The organism is Fructobacillus ficulneus, from assembly GCF_001047075.2.
Taxonomy (GTDB): domain Bacteria; phylum Bacillota; class Bacilli; order Lactobacillales; family Lactobacillaceae; genus Fructobacillus; species Fructobacillus ficulneus.
The window spans coordinates 214,513-229,878 of sequence record NZ_DF968005.1 but is presented as its reverse complement, the minus strand read 5'-3'; the positions used below and the strand labels follow the sequence as shown (position 1 = coordinate 229,878).

At 46.6% G+C, this 15,366-nt stretch carries 15 protein-coding genes; 2 read left to right on the top strand and 13 right to left on the bottom strand.

All coding sequences use genetic code 11. The features are described from left to right. The 3 genes from AOQ29_RS08170 to AOQ29_RS05785 form a co-directional block, all read right to left on the bottom strand. On the bottom strand, nucleotides 1–786 hold a 786-nt coding region (locus tag AOQ29_RS08170; protein WP_242977411.1), incomplete at its 3' end, for a GTP-binding protein. 51 nt (nucleotides 787–837) lie between these two features. Beyond that, nucleotides 838–1,629, bottom strand: coding sequence for an inositol monophosphatase family protein (locus tag AOQ29_RS05790; protein ID WP_061993552.1), 792 nt, complete (start codon nucleotides 1,627–1,629; stop codon nucleotides 838–840). Further along, nucleotides 1,622–1,897, bottom strand: a complete 276-nt coding sequence (locus AOQ29_RS05785; protein WP_061993551.1) for a UPF0223 family protein — start codon at nucleotides 1,895–1,897, stop codon at nucleotides 1,622–1,624. The genes AOQ29_RS05790 and AOQ29_RS05785 overlap by 8 nt, the downstream gene beginning before the upstream one ends. 222 nt (nucleotides 1,898–2,119) lie before the next feature. Here AOQ29_RS05785 and def point away from each other — a divergent pair, with 222 nt between their 5' ends. Beyond that, nucleotides 2,120–2,695 carry a peptide deformylase gene (def, locus tag AOQ29_RS05780; protein ID WP_061993550.1) on the top strand — a complete coding sequence of 192 codons (576 nt, stop codon included), beginning with the start codon at nucleotides 2,120–2,122 and terminating at the stop codon, nucleotides 2,693–2,695. Nucleotides 2,696–2,812: 117 nt separating this feature from the next. Here the strand turns inward: def and AOQ29_RS05775 are convergent, their stop codons facing one another. The 7 genes from AOQ29_RS05775 to AOQ29_RS05745 all read right to left on the bottom strand — a co-directional run bounded on the left by AOQ29_RS05775 (nucleotide 2,813) and on the right by AOQ29_RS05745 (nucleotide 10,811). Next, the gene (locus tag AOQ29_RS05775; RefSeq protein WP_061993549.1) at nucleotides 2,813–3,724 is read right to left on the bottom strand and encodes a DnaJ C-terminal domain-containing protein; all 912 of its coding nucleotides are present in this window, start codon (nucleotides 3,722–3,724) and stop codon (nucleotides 2,813–2,815) included. Nucleotides 3,725–3,805: 81 nt separating this feature from the next. Next, on the bottom strand, nucleotides 3,806–5,647 hold the full coding sequence (gene dnaK, locus AOQ29_RS05770; protein WP_061993548.1) for a molecular chaperone DnaK: 1,842 nt from the start codon (nucleotides 5,645–5,647) through the stop codon (nucleotides 3,806–3,808). A 101-nt stretch (nucleotides 5,648–5,748) separates the two neighbouring features. Then, on the bottom strand, nucleotides 5,749–6,333 hold the full coding sequence (gene grpE, locus AOQ29_RS05765; protein ID WP_242977410.1) for a nucleotide exchange factor GrpE: 585 nt from the start codon (nucleotides 6,331–6,333) through the stop codon (nucleotides 5,749–5,751). A gap of 18 nt (nucleotides 6,334–6,351) precedes the next feature. Then, nucleotides 6,352–7,383 (bottom strand): heat-inducible transcriptional repressor HrcA, encoded by a 1,032-nt coding sequence (hrcA, locus tag AOQ29_RS05760; protein ID WP_061993547.1) that lies wholly within the window; start codon nucleotides 7,381–7,383, stop codon nucleotides 6,352–6,354. 191 nt (nucleotides 7,384–7,574) lie between these two features. Further along, nucleotides 7,575–8,531 carry a riboflavin biosynthesis protein RibF gene (gene ribF, locus AOQ29_RS05755; protein ID WP_061993546.1) on the bottom strand — a complete coding sequence of 319 codons (957 nt, stop codon included), beginning with the start codon at nucleotides 8,529–8,531 and terminating at the stop codon, nucleotides 7,575–7,577. A gap of 100 nt (nucleotides 8,532–8,631) precedes the next feature. Continuing rightward, the gene (truB, locus tag AOQ29_RS05750) at nucleotides 8,632–9,555 is read right to left on the bottom strand and encodes a tRNA pseudouridine(55) synthase TruB (RefSeq protein WP_061993545.1); all 924 of its coding nucleotides are present in this window, start codon (nucleotides 9,553–9,555) and stop codon (nucleotides 8,632–8,634) included. Nucleotides 9,556–9,623: 68 nt separating this feature from the next. After that, nucleotides 9,624–10,811, bottom strand: a complete 1,188-nt coding sequence (locus tag AOQ29_RS05745; protein ID WP_061993544.1) for an aminotransferase class I/II-fold pyridoxal phosphate-dependent enzyme — start codon at nucleotides 10,809–10,811, stop codon at nucleotides 9,624–9,626. A 324-nt stretch (nucleotides 10,812–11,135) separates the two neighbouring features. Between AOQ29_RS05745 and AOQ29_RS05740 the strand changes: the two genes are divergently transcribed. Next, on the top strand, nucleotides 11,136–11,318 hold the full coding sequence (locus tag AOQ29_RS05740) for a hypothetical protein (RefSeq protein WP_061993543.1): 183 nt from the start codon (nucleotides 11,136–11,138) through the stop codon (nucleotides 11,316–11,318). A 214-nt stretch (nucleotides 11,319–11,532) separates the two neighbouring features. Here AOQ29_RS05740 and AOQ29_RS05735 read toward each other — a convergent pair whose 3' ends face one another. The 3 genes from AOQ29_RS05735 to infB all read right to left on the bottom strand — a co-directional run. Further along, the gene (locus AOQ29_RS05735) at nucleotides 11,533–12,741 is read right to left on the bottom strand and encodes an aminotransferase class I/II-fold pyridoxal phosphate-dependent enzyme (RefSeq protein WP_061993542.1); all 1,209 of its coding nucleotides are present in this window, start codon (nucleotides 12,739–12,741) and stop codon (nucleotides 11,533–11,535) included. Between the two features lie 287 nt (nucleotides 12,742–13,028). Further along, nucleotides 13,029–13,382: a 30S ribosome-binding factor RbfA gene (rbfA, locus tag AOQ29_RS05730; RefSeq protein WP_061993541.1), complete on the bottom strand. Its 354-nt coding sequence runs from the start codon at nucleotides 13,380–13,382 to the stop codon at nucleotides 13,029–13,031. A 23-nt stretch (nucleotides 13,383–13,405) separates the two neighbouring features. Further along, a partial coding sequence (infB, locus tag AOQ29_RS05725) for a translation initiation factor IF-2 (protein WP_061993540.1) occupies nucleotides 13,406–15,366 on the bottom strand: 1,961 nt, incomplete at its 5' end.

Below are 15,366 nucleotides of genomic sequence, written 5' to 3'. Positions count from 1 at the left end.
GGCCAACTTAGTAACACGGAAGTTCTTTGTTGTTCCATCAAGCTTCAAAACGTCAACGTTGTCTCCAACCTTGATAGTTCCACGCTTAACACGACCGATACCAATACGACCAACGAAGTCGTTATAGTCCAACATGGCAACTTGGAACTGCAATGGTTCGTCAGAGTTGTCAACTGGAGCAGGAATCGTTTCAAAGACCGTCTTGAAGATTGGGTCCATTGTATGTTCTTGCTTGTCGATGTCAGGATCAAATGATGATGTTCCGTTCATGGCTGAAGCAAAGATAACTGGGAAGTCCAAGTCATCTTCGTCGGCACCCAATTCAATGAACAAGTCCAAAACTTCGTCCACAACTTCTTCTGGACGGGCACCAGGACGGTCAACCTTGTTAACAATCACGATTGGTGTCAAGTGTTGTTCGAAGGCCTTCTTCAAAACGAAACGAGTCTGGGGCATAGTACCTTCAAAGGCATCAACGACGAGCAAAACCCCGTCAACCATTCCCATGATACGTTCAACTTCTCCACCGAAATCGGCGTGACCTGGGGTATCCAAGATGTTGATTTGCTTGTCGCCAACACGAACAGCTGTGTTCTTTGACAAGATCGTGATTCCACGTTCTTTTTCAATATCGTTGGTGTCCATCACACGGTCGCCCAGTGCTTCTTCCTTACGGGCGTCCAATGTATCAGACTGCTTTAACATTTCGTTCACCAACGTCGTCTTTCCGTGATCGACGTGGGCGATGATAGCGATATTACGAATATCTTCGCGAAGATTTGCCAATTTTATGTGCTCCTTTATTGTTACTACTCACAAGAAAGACTAGGGATTTCCCTAGTCTTTTATGACCTTGATTGTCTCGAGATGCATCTTGTTTGTAGCGATTAATACTGTGTTTGATAATAGCATATTTACCGGTTCCCCGTCAAGCCTTTTAACCTGGTATCCGAGGCTTTCACTCAGAACCCGACCCGCCGCCAAATCCCAGGGTGACAACTTTGAGAGATAGCCGGTAGCTTGTTGTTGTAACAAGCGGACAAATGAAATACCGGCTGAGCCAATGACCCGAAAAGCCAGAGCTTTTTCGGCCAATAGTCGATATGGCTTTTCGCCAGATAATAGGCGGCGACCAGACAGAATCACAATTGCTTGGTCCAAAGACCGGTCAACAACGGCCGGTAACTTTTGTTCATTGCAAAAGACACCTAAGTCAGGTCCGCCGTGGTAAATTTCTTCGCTCATGACCTTGGCAATCCAAGCCAAGGTTGGTTGGCCGTCAACATAGAGGGCCACCATGATGGCAAAGTCCGTCTTTTCATGGACAAAGTTGAGTGTCCCATCAATCGGGTCGACAAACCAGACATGACCAACCATGGTCTCAGGTCGCTTTAAATCCCCCTCCTCGGCCACAAAGTGGGCCTGGGAGTCCAAGTTCCGGAGGTGGTCCAATAGCCAAGCCTGGTTGCTCTTATCCAGGTCTGTGACGAGGTTGCGGAAATCGCCTTCCTTAGTTTGGACAGAACGGTTGGCCCCCAGTCCCTGACGAACTTGCTGGCCTAATTCTGCCAACCATCCTGTCACCTGGTTATCAATCGTCTTTAATTGTCTTTCCGACAAATTATTCATTCACTAAGACCCGCTTGTTCGTTCCTTGAGTCAGCTTCATTGTTTGGTAGATTGACCGACCGGTTTGTTGTTCAAAGTCACGGTCAAAGGCTTTTTGCTCCGATTTAGAGGGTATGACATTGCAAAAACGTTGATGAGCACCGATTAAGAAATCTCGGTCGCAACCACCTTCATAAACTTGTAAGACTGCATCGACTAGGTTTGAAACCGCAATGATATCATCTTGATTCCAGTTACCATCAATTGGTAGTTGGTATTGTTCTGTCATAGTATCCCCTTCGTTTGCTCTTACTGCTATATTCTTCTATTTTAACAAGCTTTGACCTTCGATACTAGGCTATAATCATGAACTAGTACCCAGCTCACTCCTAATTTTGTTCGGACTCTAATCAAGTCGGTAGTTAATTTGCCAGTTAAACGGACTTTACCCGCTTTTAACCGACAATTCTGCTATACTGAAGGAGTATAGATTTTAATTAGGAGTTAACCAATGAAAATTCGTTTTACAATGGACAAGATTACCCGGGATGGCAACCCGGTCTTGCGGGCCCAGGCCCAAGAAGTGCCCTTTCCCCTTAGCGAAGAGCACCAACAGCTTGCCAAAGACATGATGACTTACTTGGAAGTTTCCCAAGACGAAGAACAAAACGAGAAGTATGACCTTCGTCCCGGTGTTGGCCTTGCCGCTCCCCAGGTTGGCGAATCCTTGCAAATGACCGCCATCTTGATTCCTTCTGCTGACCCAGCCGAAGATTCAGACACGCCATACTTTAAGGGTGTTATTTTCAACCCCGTAATTGTCTCAGAAACAGTCGGTCGTGCTGCTTTGGAAACCGGTGAAGGTTGCCTTTCAGTTGACGAAGACGTTCCTGGCTTTGTGCCCCGGTCAAAGAAAATTACCGTTCGTTACCAAGACGAAAACGGCAAGACCCAATCTAAGACCTTGCGCAACTACCCAGCCATCGTTTTCCAACACGAAATCGATCACTTGCATGGTAAGTTGTACTACGATCACATCAACCAACAAGATCCTTGGGGAATTGATGATAGCACCAAGTACGTATAAAAATTAAATTCCACGAAAAACTGTGACGGTATACTAATTACCTCGCAGTTTTTCTTTACTACAAAATCAAAAACCGGAGATCACCACAATCGTGATGTTCTCCGGTTTTAATTTGCCTTATTTATCAAAAATTGACTTTTTCTTATTAACCTTAACGCCAGAAGCATCTGCAAATTCTTGCAAAGCGGCCTTTTGGTCCTTGTTCAGCTTGGTTGGCACAACCACGTTAACAATCACGAATTGGTCACCAAAGCCGTTATTGTGCAAACGGTTAGCACCCTTACCAGCAAGGCGGAATCGACGACCGTTTTGAGTTCCGGCCGGAATCTTCAACTTCACTTCACCGTGAACCGTCTTAACTGGGATTTCAGCACCCAAGGCAGCCGTGATAAAGTCGATGTCTTGTTGGAGATAGATATCGGCACCATCACGCTCGAAGCCTTCCTTAGAAGCGCCAACAGAGAAGACGACGTACAAGTCACCCTGTGGGCCACCGTTAGTACCGTCTTCACCTTGACCAGACAAACGCATTTGTTGACCAGTTTCAACCCCAGCTGGGACCTTAACCTTGACTTCACGTTGGGTCCGGTCAGCCTGTGATCGAGTATACTTAACATTCTTCTCAGTTCCAAAAATGGCTTCTTCAAAGGTCAAGTGCATCCGGTACTGAAGGTCACGCCCCTTACGAGGAGCATTTGGATCAGAGAATCCACCACCGAACATTTGGGAGAAGATGTCGCCCAAGTCGGAGAAGTCGCCGAAGCCACCTTGTCCGCCTTGGCCACCACCGAAGCCGCCAAAGCCACCTTGAGCCCCAGCAGGACCGAATTGGTCATACTGTTGGCGCTTTTGAGGGTCACCCAAAGTTTCAAAGGCTTCCTGGACTTCCTTGTACTTGTCCTCGGCCCCAGGTTCATGGTTCAAATCGGGGTGGTACTTCTTTGATAGCTTACGATATGCTTTTTTAATTTCGTCTTGGCTCGCAGTTTTTTCCACTCCAAGGCGGTCGTAAAATTCAGTATTATTCACAAGCAGCTCCTTTGATTCATTTTATGTACATGGCCAGCCGTAGCTGGTCCATTTTATCAGTTTTACTGAGCAAAGAAAAGATTACTTCTTGTCGTCAGGGTTAACTTCTTCGAAGTCACCATCAACAGTGTTGTCATCTTGCTTTGCTTGGGCACCTTCAGCTCCACCTTCTGGTTGAGCTTGTTGGTACAACTTTGTTGCTAATTCAGTCGCAACCTTAGTCAAAGCTTCTGACTTTTCCTTCAAATCAGTCAAATCAGCATCTTCGGCAGCGGCGTCTTCCTTAGCCTTCTTCAAGGCATCCAAGGCGTCTTGGGTTGGTTGCTTGTCAGCGTCTGACAACTTGTCGCCAACTTCTTCCAAAGTCTTTTCAGTCTGGAAAATCAATTGATCGGCGTTGTTACGAGTTTCAACTGCTTCCTTCTTCTTGTTATCGGCTTCTTCGTTGGCCTTGGCGTCATCCATCATCTTTTCGATTTCTTCGTCTGACAAACCACCAGCAGCTTGGATGGTAATCTTTTGTTCCTTTTGAGTACCTAAGTCCTTAGCAGAAACGTTAACGATTCCGTTACGGTCGATATCAAAAGTAACTTCGATTTGTGGCACACCACGCTTAGCAGCAGGGATGTCTGACAATTGGAAACGACCCAAAGTCTTGTTGTCAGCGGCCATTGAACGTTCACCTTGCAAAACATGGATGTCAACGGCTGGTTGGTTGTCTTCGGCAGTTGAGAAGACTTGTGACTTTGAAGTTGGGATAGTAGTGTTACGGTCAATCAACTTCGTGAAGACCCCACCCATTGTTTCGATACCAAGTGACAATGGCGTAACGTCAAGCAAAACAACGTCCTTCACGTCACCAGTAATGACACCACCTTGAACAGCGGCACCCAAGGCAACAGCTTCATCAGGGTTGATTGAGTGGTTTGGTTCCTTACCAGTCATCTTCTTAACAGATTCTTGGACAGCTGGGATACGAGTTGATCCACCGTTCAAGATAACTTCATCAATTTCGTTAAATGACAAACCGGCATCCTTCAAGGCGTTCAAAACTGGTTGTTCTGCACGCTTTACCAAGTCAGCAGTCAATTCGTTGAACTTAGCGCGAGTCAAAGAAGTTTGCAAGTGCAAAGGTCCTTGGTCACCTGAAGCGATAAATGGCAAGTCGATTTGTGCTTCAGTAGCTGAAGACAAAGTCTTCTTAGCTGTTTCAGCAGCATCCTTCAAACGTTGCAAGGCCAACTTGTCTTGCTTCAAATCAATACCGTTTTCGGCCTTGAATTCTTCAGCTAAGTAATCGATAATCTTAGCATCGAAGTCATCCCCACCCAAGTGAGTATCACCGTTGGTTGACAAAACTTCGAAGACACCATCGCCTAATTCAAGGACAGAAACATCAAATGTTCCTCCACCAAGGTCATAAACCAAGATCTTTTCGTCCTTGTCCAACTTGTCCATTCCATAAGCCAAGGCTGCGGCTGTTGGTTCGTTGATGATACGTTCAACTTCCAAACCAGCAATCTTACCAGCATCCTTAGTAGCTTGACGTTGAGCATCGTTGAAGTAAGCAGGAACCGTGATAACGGCCTTATCAACATTTTCACCCAAGTAATCTTCGGCGTAACCCTTGATGTATTGCAAAATCATGGCTGAGATTTCTTGTGGTGTGTAGTCCTTACCAGCAACAGAAACCTTGTAGCCTTCTTCACCCATGTGTGACTTGATTGATGAAATCGTGTCTGGGTTAGTGATGGCTTGGCGCTTAGCAACGTCCCCAACTTGTGTTTCGCCGTTCTTAAATGAAACAACTGATGGTGTGGTACGGCCACCGTCTGGGTTAGTAATAATCTTTGGCTTGCCACCTTCTAAGACGGCAACAGCTGAGTTTGTAGTTCCTAAATCAATTCCGATAATCTTTGACATAATCAATTAACCTTCCTTGTATGTAAATTAAAATTAAATTTCTAAGCTTTTTTAGGTGTGGTGCCTTCCGGCTGAATCACCAGGTAACTTGAGTCGTTTTCTTATTGGGCAACGGCAACCATGGCTGGGCGAATCACCCGGTCTTGGAGAACATAGCCCTTTTGCAAAACTTGGGCAACTTGGTCGGCCTTAATTTCACCTTCAGCCGGTACTGATTGAACCCCCTGCATCGTAGCAGGATCAAAGTCATCCCCAACTTGGCCAACTTCTTGGATACCGTTAGTTGTTAAGGCTTGCTTCAAAGTCTTCAAAGTGATTTCAACTCCCTTGTGGATTTGTTCCACTTGGGCATCGCCATCAACTTCAACGGCTAAAGCACGTTCCAAGTTATCAACGACTGGCAAGATAGCTTCTGCTAACTTTTGGCCGTCGTACTTGCGCACGTTTTGCATTTCACGGGCATTCCGTGTTTGAATATTTTGCATTTCAGCTTGAGCTCGTAAGAGTTCGTCATCCTTAGCTGCTAGGGCTTCTTTCAACTCAGCAACCGGATCTACTTCGACTTCTTCTTCAGGGGCTTGACCCTCTTCACTTTGGTCAGCTGCTGCAAAATCCTCAGCTTCTGTTTCCTCTGTGATATCAGCCTCAGTTTGCTTCAAATCTTTTTCGTCCTTTGACTTCGCCACGGGTGTTCCTCCTTTTAGTTAAACATACTCAAGTAATTTGTTATCCAATGCCTTGGCAAAAGTTGCAAGCAACTTGGTTACCTTGGCATAGGGTAAGCGGATGGGACCAACCAGAGCAATGATTCCGCCCGGGTCACCAGCTAAGGTGAAGGGCGCTGCTAGGATGGCATAGTCTTGTAGGAGCGGTGTTGGCAACTCCTGCCCTAACCGAATTGTTACCCGTCCGGCTTGGGTTTGCGCCAAGTTCCGCACGGCATCCGGTGAAGCGAAGAGTTCCAAAACCGACCGACCTTCTTTCAGGTTCAAGTAGGCATCATCGGCAACTTCCAAAAGGTTCAGTCGACCACCAATGTGGACTTGTTCTTCCACCGACCGGGCCAAGACATCCCCGAAAAGTTGCAAGAAAGCCGCTGGGCTTTCGATGTTGCGGGACAAGGTTACCGGTAACTCTTCCGAGTTCATCAGTGACAAGACCTCTTGGACTGGCCGACCAACCATCTGCGCATTGATATAAGCGACCATGTCCGTTAAGGACGAGACCGACATATCTTTTGGCAGACGGAAGGTTTGCGATGAAACCTTGCCATCGGAAGTAGCCAATACTGCGAGGACTTGCTGCCCCTCCAATTGAATCAACTGGAAGGAAGAAATCTTGAGGTTGACCAACTTCGGTTTCAAAACCACCGCCGTCAACCCGGTCACATCCGCCAAGTGTTTGGCGGTTTGTTCCAACAAGTCATCCAACTCATGGAAATTTCCACGAATTTGGTTGGAAATCCAAGCAACATCGGCGGCTGAGGCCTGGTCCGCAACCATCAAATGGTCAAGGTAATACCGGTAGCCCGCCTTGGACGGAATCCGTCCGGCTGATGTATGCAACTTCTTGAGCAGGTTCTCTTCTTCCAGAAACATCATCTCATTCCGGATGGTGGCTGGTGAGAACGCCAAGTTCAATTGGTCGTGCAAGGTTTTTGACCCAACCGCCCGGGCGGTTTGAGTATATTGGTAAATAATCGCTGCTAAAATCATTTGCTGTCGATCAGTTAGCATCCACTCAAACCTCCCTTTTGTTGTTTTAGCACTCGATTACCTCAACTGCTAATAACTCTATTATACAGTACATTTCTGATAATGCAAGTTTTTTAGCACTCTTTTTATTAGAGTGCTAAAACTATTAAAAAGGGCTGGTAAATCAACTTTTTACCGGTATTGATTTTTCAAGGCAAATAAAAAAGCAAAAATTAATTTGCTTTTGTTTGAAAATATTCTTTTGTTTGGTCTCGGTCCCCGTTCAATTGGTCAATCAGGGCCTCGACCGTGGTGAACTTGACCTCATCACGGAGTTTGGTGTGCCATTCAATTTTGACCGTCTCACCATAGACCTGGTCGGCAAAATCAAAGAGATTGATTTCTACCGTGACTGGTCGGTTCGCCTCAAAGGTAATGTTGCGACCAATTGAAGCCATCCCATCGTACCAGTGACCATCGACCTCGGTCCGAACGGCGTAAACACCTAAGCCCGGCAAGGATTCAAGTTCCGGCGTCCAGATGTTAATCGTTGGGTAGCCCAAGGTCCGACCACGGGCATCCCCATGGACAACCAAACCGGTTGTCTGATGAACACGACCAAGACTCGCCGTCACAGCGGTCAAGTCGCCAGCGGCGAGGTCCGCCCGAATCTGTCGGGAAGCAATCTTCCGGTCATCAGCATCCAAAGTTTCCTTGCCAACTGTAACAACCTCAAACCGACCCTTGGCATAAGTTGGTAAGTGGGCCATGTCGGCTTCATACTTATCAGCCCCATACTTGTGGTCAAAGCCAGCGACAACAGTTGCTGCACGCAAGGGTTGTAAGACGCCCGTGATAAATGCCTCAGGATCAAGGTCGGCAACGTGCGATGTTAATTGCAGGCAATAAACCCGGTCAACACCAAGTTGGCCCAATAAGTCCACCTTTTCTGCCAAAGGTGTCAGATAGTGCCAGGGCTGGGCAATCTTTTCAAAGACCAAGCCAGGATAAGGACTATAAGTCAAAACGGCCAGGGGCTGGCCCTGGTCATGGGCTACCTGAGCAGCCCGCTTAATAACCTTTTGATGACCGCGGTGAACCCCGTCAAAGAATCCCATCGCAAGTACCTGGTCAGTATTTAATTGTGGTAAATCCGTTAAGGGATAATGTAAGTTGATTAATTCAGTCATAGGCTTATTATAGCAAAGTTCTTTAAAAAGGGTCTGAACTAGCTTTGATTTTTTGAGGGGTCAGCAGGGGTTCCCCCTCTATGAACTACGCACAGACATCTTAGCCAAAGAAATACCGCGACCGCCAAAGGCCTTGGTCGGCATCAAAATGATAAACGGCCAAGAGTTGGTCCTGGTAGAAGGTTTGGTAATACCCCTCCTCAGTCTGCGGCCATGTCGTCGTTGGAATCTTCTGACCATTCTTAACGGCAAAGTATTCTTCCTCGGTCAGGTCTTTTCGGGGCCAGTCCAAGACGGCCTCGATTGGCATAATTTTTTGGCAGAGCTGGTCAAAGTCCATTTCCAGCAAGTCATCCAAGTCAGTTGCCTGGGCCAAATCAAAACCTGATCCGGCTGTCCGTCGGAGCGCCGTCATCGTGGCTGGCAGGCCGAGCTTTTGTCCGAGGTCGTAGGCCAGGGTCCGGATGTAGGTCCCCTTGGAAACCTGGGCTTCAAAATCGAGCTGCTGATATGGCTGACCTTCAACCCAGCTTAGGTCACTAGTCTGGTCAAAGCGGTAAATGGTTGCCTGCCGTTCTGGCAATTCAACAGTCTCACCCGCCCGGGCATACTCGTACAAACGCTTGCCATTGACCTTAACGGCCGAATAGATGGGCGGAATTTGAATGACGTCACCGGTCAGGTCAGCCATTGCTGCCGTGATAGCAGCCTGGTCCAAACCTTCCGTCAATGGTTGGTCGGCAACCACTTCCCCATCGGCGTCCTGGCTTTCAGTGGCATAGCCAAATGTGACCGTTCCCGTATAGGTCTTTGGCCGAGTTTGTAAGAGGTCGATCAGCTTGGTAGCACGACCAAGGGCGACCACTAGCACCCCATCAACATTGGGATCGAGTGTTCCGGCATGGCCAATCTTCTTTTGCCCAGTCACTCGGCGCAGTCGGGCAACGACCCCAAAGGAGGTCATTTCTTTGGGCTTATTCACGACCAGTAGGCCGGATAGTTCAGGATGTTTGCTTGTTACCATTGATGGTCTCCATTAATTTCAATTAAAAACCGGCACCACCAAATTACTTGGTGAAGCCGGTTCTTATTTTACCGATTTGCACGGGCTTTTTCAATGTAGTCCTTCATTTTACCGAAGCCAAGTTCGAGTTGGTCCATGTCGGCCGCATAAGAAATCCGGATGTAGGCATTGGCCGAGTCAAAGTGTGAGAAGGCTGCCCCAGGAATCACGGCAACCTTTGCTTCTTGGGCCAAGGCTTCCGCGAAGGCCCAACCATCAGTTCCGAAGTCGGCTGGAATCTTGGCAAAGAGGTAGAAAGCCCCATCGGGTGAAACCACGTCATAGCCCATGTCAGCCAAGGCCTTCCGTGAGTATTCACGACGTTCTTCGTAGCTCTCCTTCATGTAATCCAAGTCAGACCGCTTCATCTCCAAGCCCGCCACGGCCCCGTCTTGGACAAAGGTTGGAATTGAATACACCTGGCAACTGTGAACTGTTTGGATCAAATCCATCACTGCCTGAGGGCCGAGGATGAAACCAACTCGGTAACCAGTCATGGCGTGAGACTTTGACAAACCGTTAACCACGATTGATTGGTCAGGCAAGAATTGGGCAATTGAGAAGTGGTCATGGTCGTAAGTCAATTCGGCATAGATTTCATCTGAGATAACCCAGAGGTCGTTGGCCTTGAAGCATTCGGCCAAGGCTGCCAATTCGTCCTTGGTATAAGTTACCCCGGTTGGGTTGTTGGGATAGTTAAAGAGGATGGCCTTGACTGGCACAACGGCTTGGCGAATCGTTTCTTCAACCAAGGCAGGTGTTAATTTGAAAGCATTTTTAGTGGTATCAATCGGCACGGCAATTCCACCAGCAACGCTCAAGGCTGAAAAGTATGAACCAAAGGCTGGTTCTGGAATCAACATCCCAGTTCCAGGAGCCAAAAGGGTCTTAAAGATGGCCAAGATGGCTTCAGTCACCCCAGAAGTAATCACAACGTTTTCGATGCCTGGATAAGTCAGGTCATAGCGGTCCTTCATGTAGGCCAAAACGGCTTGACGGAGGGCTGGTTCTCCCTGAGAATTTCCGTAGTGTGACCGGTTATCATCGATAGCGGCCTTCGTGGCTTCCTTAACAGGAGCTGGCGTATCAAAACCAGGTTCTCCAAAGGTCAAAAAGGTGATGCCGTCGATAGTTGAAACGGTCTTTTGGAAGCCCAACAACTTATCGGGAGCGATGTTGGCGACTTCTGGGTTCACTGGCAAAATTGGTTCTGACATAAGAAAGTTCCTTTCAATCTTAAACATGGACAATATTAGCAATTGGTCTAGTAAAACAATTACCCTTAGTTTACACGTTCCTGAACCTTTTGCAAGATATTATGAAAAATAAATGAGTTTTTATTTGTTTTTATCTCATTTTAATTGAATGAAAATCAATATCCGCCAGCATCCTTATTCTCGCGCGAAATAGTCGTTACGCAATCCAAATTCATGCTTAATACTTTGTTATCCGTTTGTTATTCACAATATTGGGCTTTATTTGTTACTTTAGAACAGCTAAGATTCATGTTAGCGGAGAAGTCAACGAAAGAAGTCAAACAAATGAAAAAATCAACGAAAGCCGCCATCATCGGTGGTACCTTCGGCGGTATTAACGGTGGAATTTCAATTCTACTCGAAATGATTATTCCAAAACATTGGCACATCACCTCGTTTATTATTTTGCTAGTTACTGTGCCTGTGTTTTATTATGCTTATAAAAAATTTGTGCAAAATGCTGACTAATTAGTTCCTGCATCTCAGCAATATTAAAGCCCCCGTTCCTGTCAAAAACAGGAGCGAGGGCTTTTTTTCTTACTGTCCATGCAAAAACACCCCGGTCGCACCCGGGGCGTTTTTTGAAGGCTAACGAGGCCTCCTCATATATCTGTGACTACATTATAACGTTAACACGCTGCATTCGCACATATTGGCAAAACAAATGTTGATTGTTTTTTATTTAAGCATTAACAATTTCTTGGTCTGCTTCGCTTTGGTCAGCACGGACCTTGGCAACATATGCAGCAACCCGGTTAAGACCTTCCTTCAATTGCGCCATATCAGCGGCGTATGAAAAGCGCAGGAATGGGTTGGCTTCTTCAAAGAATGAAAAGGCTGAACCAGGAATGACGGAAACCTTACCCTCATGGGCCAGCTTTTCGGCGAAATCCCAGCCGTCGTTACCCATGTCTTCTGGCAAGCGAGCAAAGAGGTAGAAGGCCCCTTCCGGAGTGACTAAGTCAAAACCAAGGTCCTCCAAGAAGTTCTTAGCATAATCCCGATTTTCTTGGTAAGCTTCAACCATGAACGTCAAATCTTCCTTAGGAATCTTCAAGGCTGCAGTTGCCCCGTCCTGGATGAAGGTTGGGACGGCAAAGACCAAAGGACCGTGGACCTTTTGCATCTCTTTAATGATTGCCTGAGGGCCTAAGATAAAGCCAAGCCGGTACCCCGTCATAGCATGAGACTTTGACAAGCCGTTTACCACAACTGTTTGGTCGGGTAAGATGTTTCCCATTGAATAGTGATCACGACCATAAGTCAATTCAGAGTAAATTTCATCGGAAATAACCCAAAGGTCGAGTTTCTTAAAGCAGGCAGCCAATTCCTCTAACTCTGCCTTGTCATAGGTAACCCCGGTTGGGTTATTTGGGTAGTTGAAAAGGATGGCTTTGACTGGTACTTCGGCTTGAGCCAAGGTCTCTTCGACCAGGGCGGGCGTTAATTTGTAAGCATTTTTAGAGGTGTTGATTGGCACGGCTACCCCACCGGCTACGCTCAAAGCGGAGAAGTACGATCCATAAGCTGGATCCGGAATCAAGAGACCATCACCAGGCGCCAAGAAAGTCTTGAAGATTGACTGCATCGCTTCCGTGACACCGACAGTCACGATGACGTTATCGATGCTAGGGTAAACGAGGTCATAGCGGTCCTTCATATAGTCCAAAACTGCTTGACGCAAAGCTGGTTCACCCTGTGAATCCCCATAGTGAGACCGGTTGGACTGGATTGAGGCAATGGTCGCATTCTTAATCACGTCAGGCGTAGCGAAACCAGGTTCTCCAAGGGTGAGGGAAACTAGTCCATCGATTCCGCTAACACTACGTTGAAACGTCAATAATCTATCAGGGGTCAAATCAATAATATCTTGGTTTAATGGCTTAGGCATACAAAATTCCTTTCTTACTCTCGTCGTTCTTTGGCGGAGCCAGTCGGCTACAATACTTCCTTCATTAGTTTCTAAGTTTACACAATCATTACGGGGATATCTAGGTGATAAACATGAAACTATTGTAAGTTATGATGACTTTTAATCACCTTATGATTTTTCTTTATTTTCTCTGGAAAATTAACTACATCCACCTTACCGAACCGAGATAAAACCAATATCAACGTCGCCACGACAAATAAAAAAGGACCTGCAAATGCAAGTCCTAAAAAGCAACGAATGTTGCCTTAATCTTTTTTATTCAAATTCCGAATCAACTCTTCAATATGGTCACCATATTGGATGGAGTTATCCAAGACAAAGTGTAATTCTGGAATCTTGTAAACCGTCAACCGGGCACCCAATTCACGGCGAATCAAGCCTGAAGCGGCTTCTAAGCCAGCTTGGGCCTTCTTCCGGTCTGAGGCCAAATCTGAAAGAATTGAGTAATAAATGGTCGCAATCTGCAAGTCACCAGACACTTCAACTGAAGTAACTGTAACATCTTGGACGCGAGGATCATTGACCCGCTTCAAAATCAAATCTGTAACATCTTTTTGGATTTCTTGCGCTAAGCGCCCGATCCGTTGTGCATTTGCCATGCTAACCTCCCAATCTGTAAAGCTTACTTAGGCTTTACTTCTTCCATGATGTAGGCTTCAACTTCGTCACCAGGTTGGATATCGTTAAACTTGTTAACAGTAAATCCGAATTCGTAACCAAACTTCACTTCGTTGACAGCATCCTTACCACGTTGCAATGAGGCCAATTCGCCATCAAAGAGCACAGTTCCGTTACGGACGATGCGAACCTTTGAATCCTTGGTAATCTTACCTTCTTCAACGCTGGCACCGGCAATGGTTCCAACCTTAGAGAACTTGAAGAGTTCCTTAACAACGATTTGTCCAATGACACGTTCTTCGTAAACTGGTTCAAGTTGACCCTTCATCGCTGCGGTCACATCATCAATGGCGTCATAAATGACTGAGTAGAAACGCATATCAATCTTGTCATTGTTAGCTTGTGACTTAGCAAATGGTGTAGGGCGCACGTTAAATCCTAAGACAATCGCGCTTGAAGCTTCAGCCAATGAGATATCTGATTCGTTAATCGCACCAACAGCGGCGTGAACAACATCAACTCGGACACCATCAACTTCAATCTTCTTCAATGAACCAGTCAAGGCTTCAACTGAACCTTGAACGTCGGCCTTAACAATAACAGGCACAGTCTTCATTGCCTTTTCAGCCATTGTGTTGAACAAAGTATCCAAAGTAACAACTGAACTTGCGTTACGAACTTCTTCACGGGCACGCTTAGCACGAGCTTCACCGGCTGCACGAGCAGTTTTTTCATCAGCCATAACCAAGAAACGGTCTCCGGCCAATGGCACTTCATTCAAACCAGTGATTTGAACAGGAGTGGCTGGTGTAGCAGCTTCAACATCGTGACCCTTTTCATTGGTCATTGTCCGGACACGACCGTATGTGTTACCCACAACGATTGGATCTCCAACACGCAAAGTTCCTTGTTGAACCAAGACAGTTGAAACAGGTCCACGACCCTTGTCCAAACGAGCTTCGATGACAGAACCGCGAGCAGGTTGAGTTGGGTCGGCCTTCAATTCCAAAACATCGGCTTCCAACAAGATCATTTCAAGCAATTGGTCAACATTTTGACCCATCTTAGCTGAAATCTTGACGAAGATCGTGTCACCACCATACTCTTCAGGAACCAAGTCATAAGCCATCAATTGGTTCATAACTTGTTCAGGGTTAGCCCCTTCCTTATCAATCTTGTTAACGGCAACGATAACTGGAGTACCAGCAGCCTTAGCATGATCGATGGCTTCGATTGTTTGTGGTTGAACACCATCATCAGCGGCAACAACCAAGATTGTAATGTCGGTGATGTTAGCACCACGGGCACGCATTTCCGTAAAGGCCGCGTGACCAGGTGTATCCAAGAAGGTAATCAACTTATCATTCAAACGAGCTTGGTAAGCACCAATGTGCTGTGTGATTCCACCAGCTTCGCCAGCAGTAACGTTCGTCTTACGCAAGTAATCCAACAAAGTTGTCTTACCGTGATCAACGTGTCCCATGATGGTAACAACTGGTGCACGAGGTACCAAGGCTGCTTCATCAATGGTTTCGTCATCGAAGAACCGGTCGATATCGGCCACGTCTTCTTCTGCCTTTTGTTGGGCTTCAATCCCGTAATCAGCAGCCAAAACTTCAATGGTATCTTCATCCAATGATTGGTTTTGGTTGGTTACCACACCCAATAAGAACAACTTCTTAATGATTTCTGTAGCATCACGGTGCAAAAGCTTAGCCAAGTCTTGGACGTTCATTCCAACCCGGTATTCCAAAACTTCTGGTAATGGTTGTTCCTTACGAACTGAAACTGGCTTCTTTGGTGCTTGCTTAGCAGCAATACGACGAGCCTTCTTTGAACCATGAGGCTTGTCGTTACGACGAGGAGTCTGTTGACCAGTTCCAGTCGTATTACGCTTGCGCGTGTTGTTACGGGCTGAGTTGTTCCCTGAGGCCAATGACCCACCGAAACGACCAGCGCCGTTGT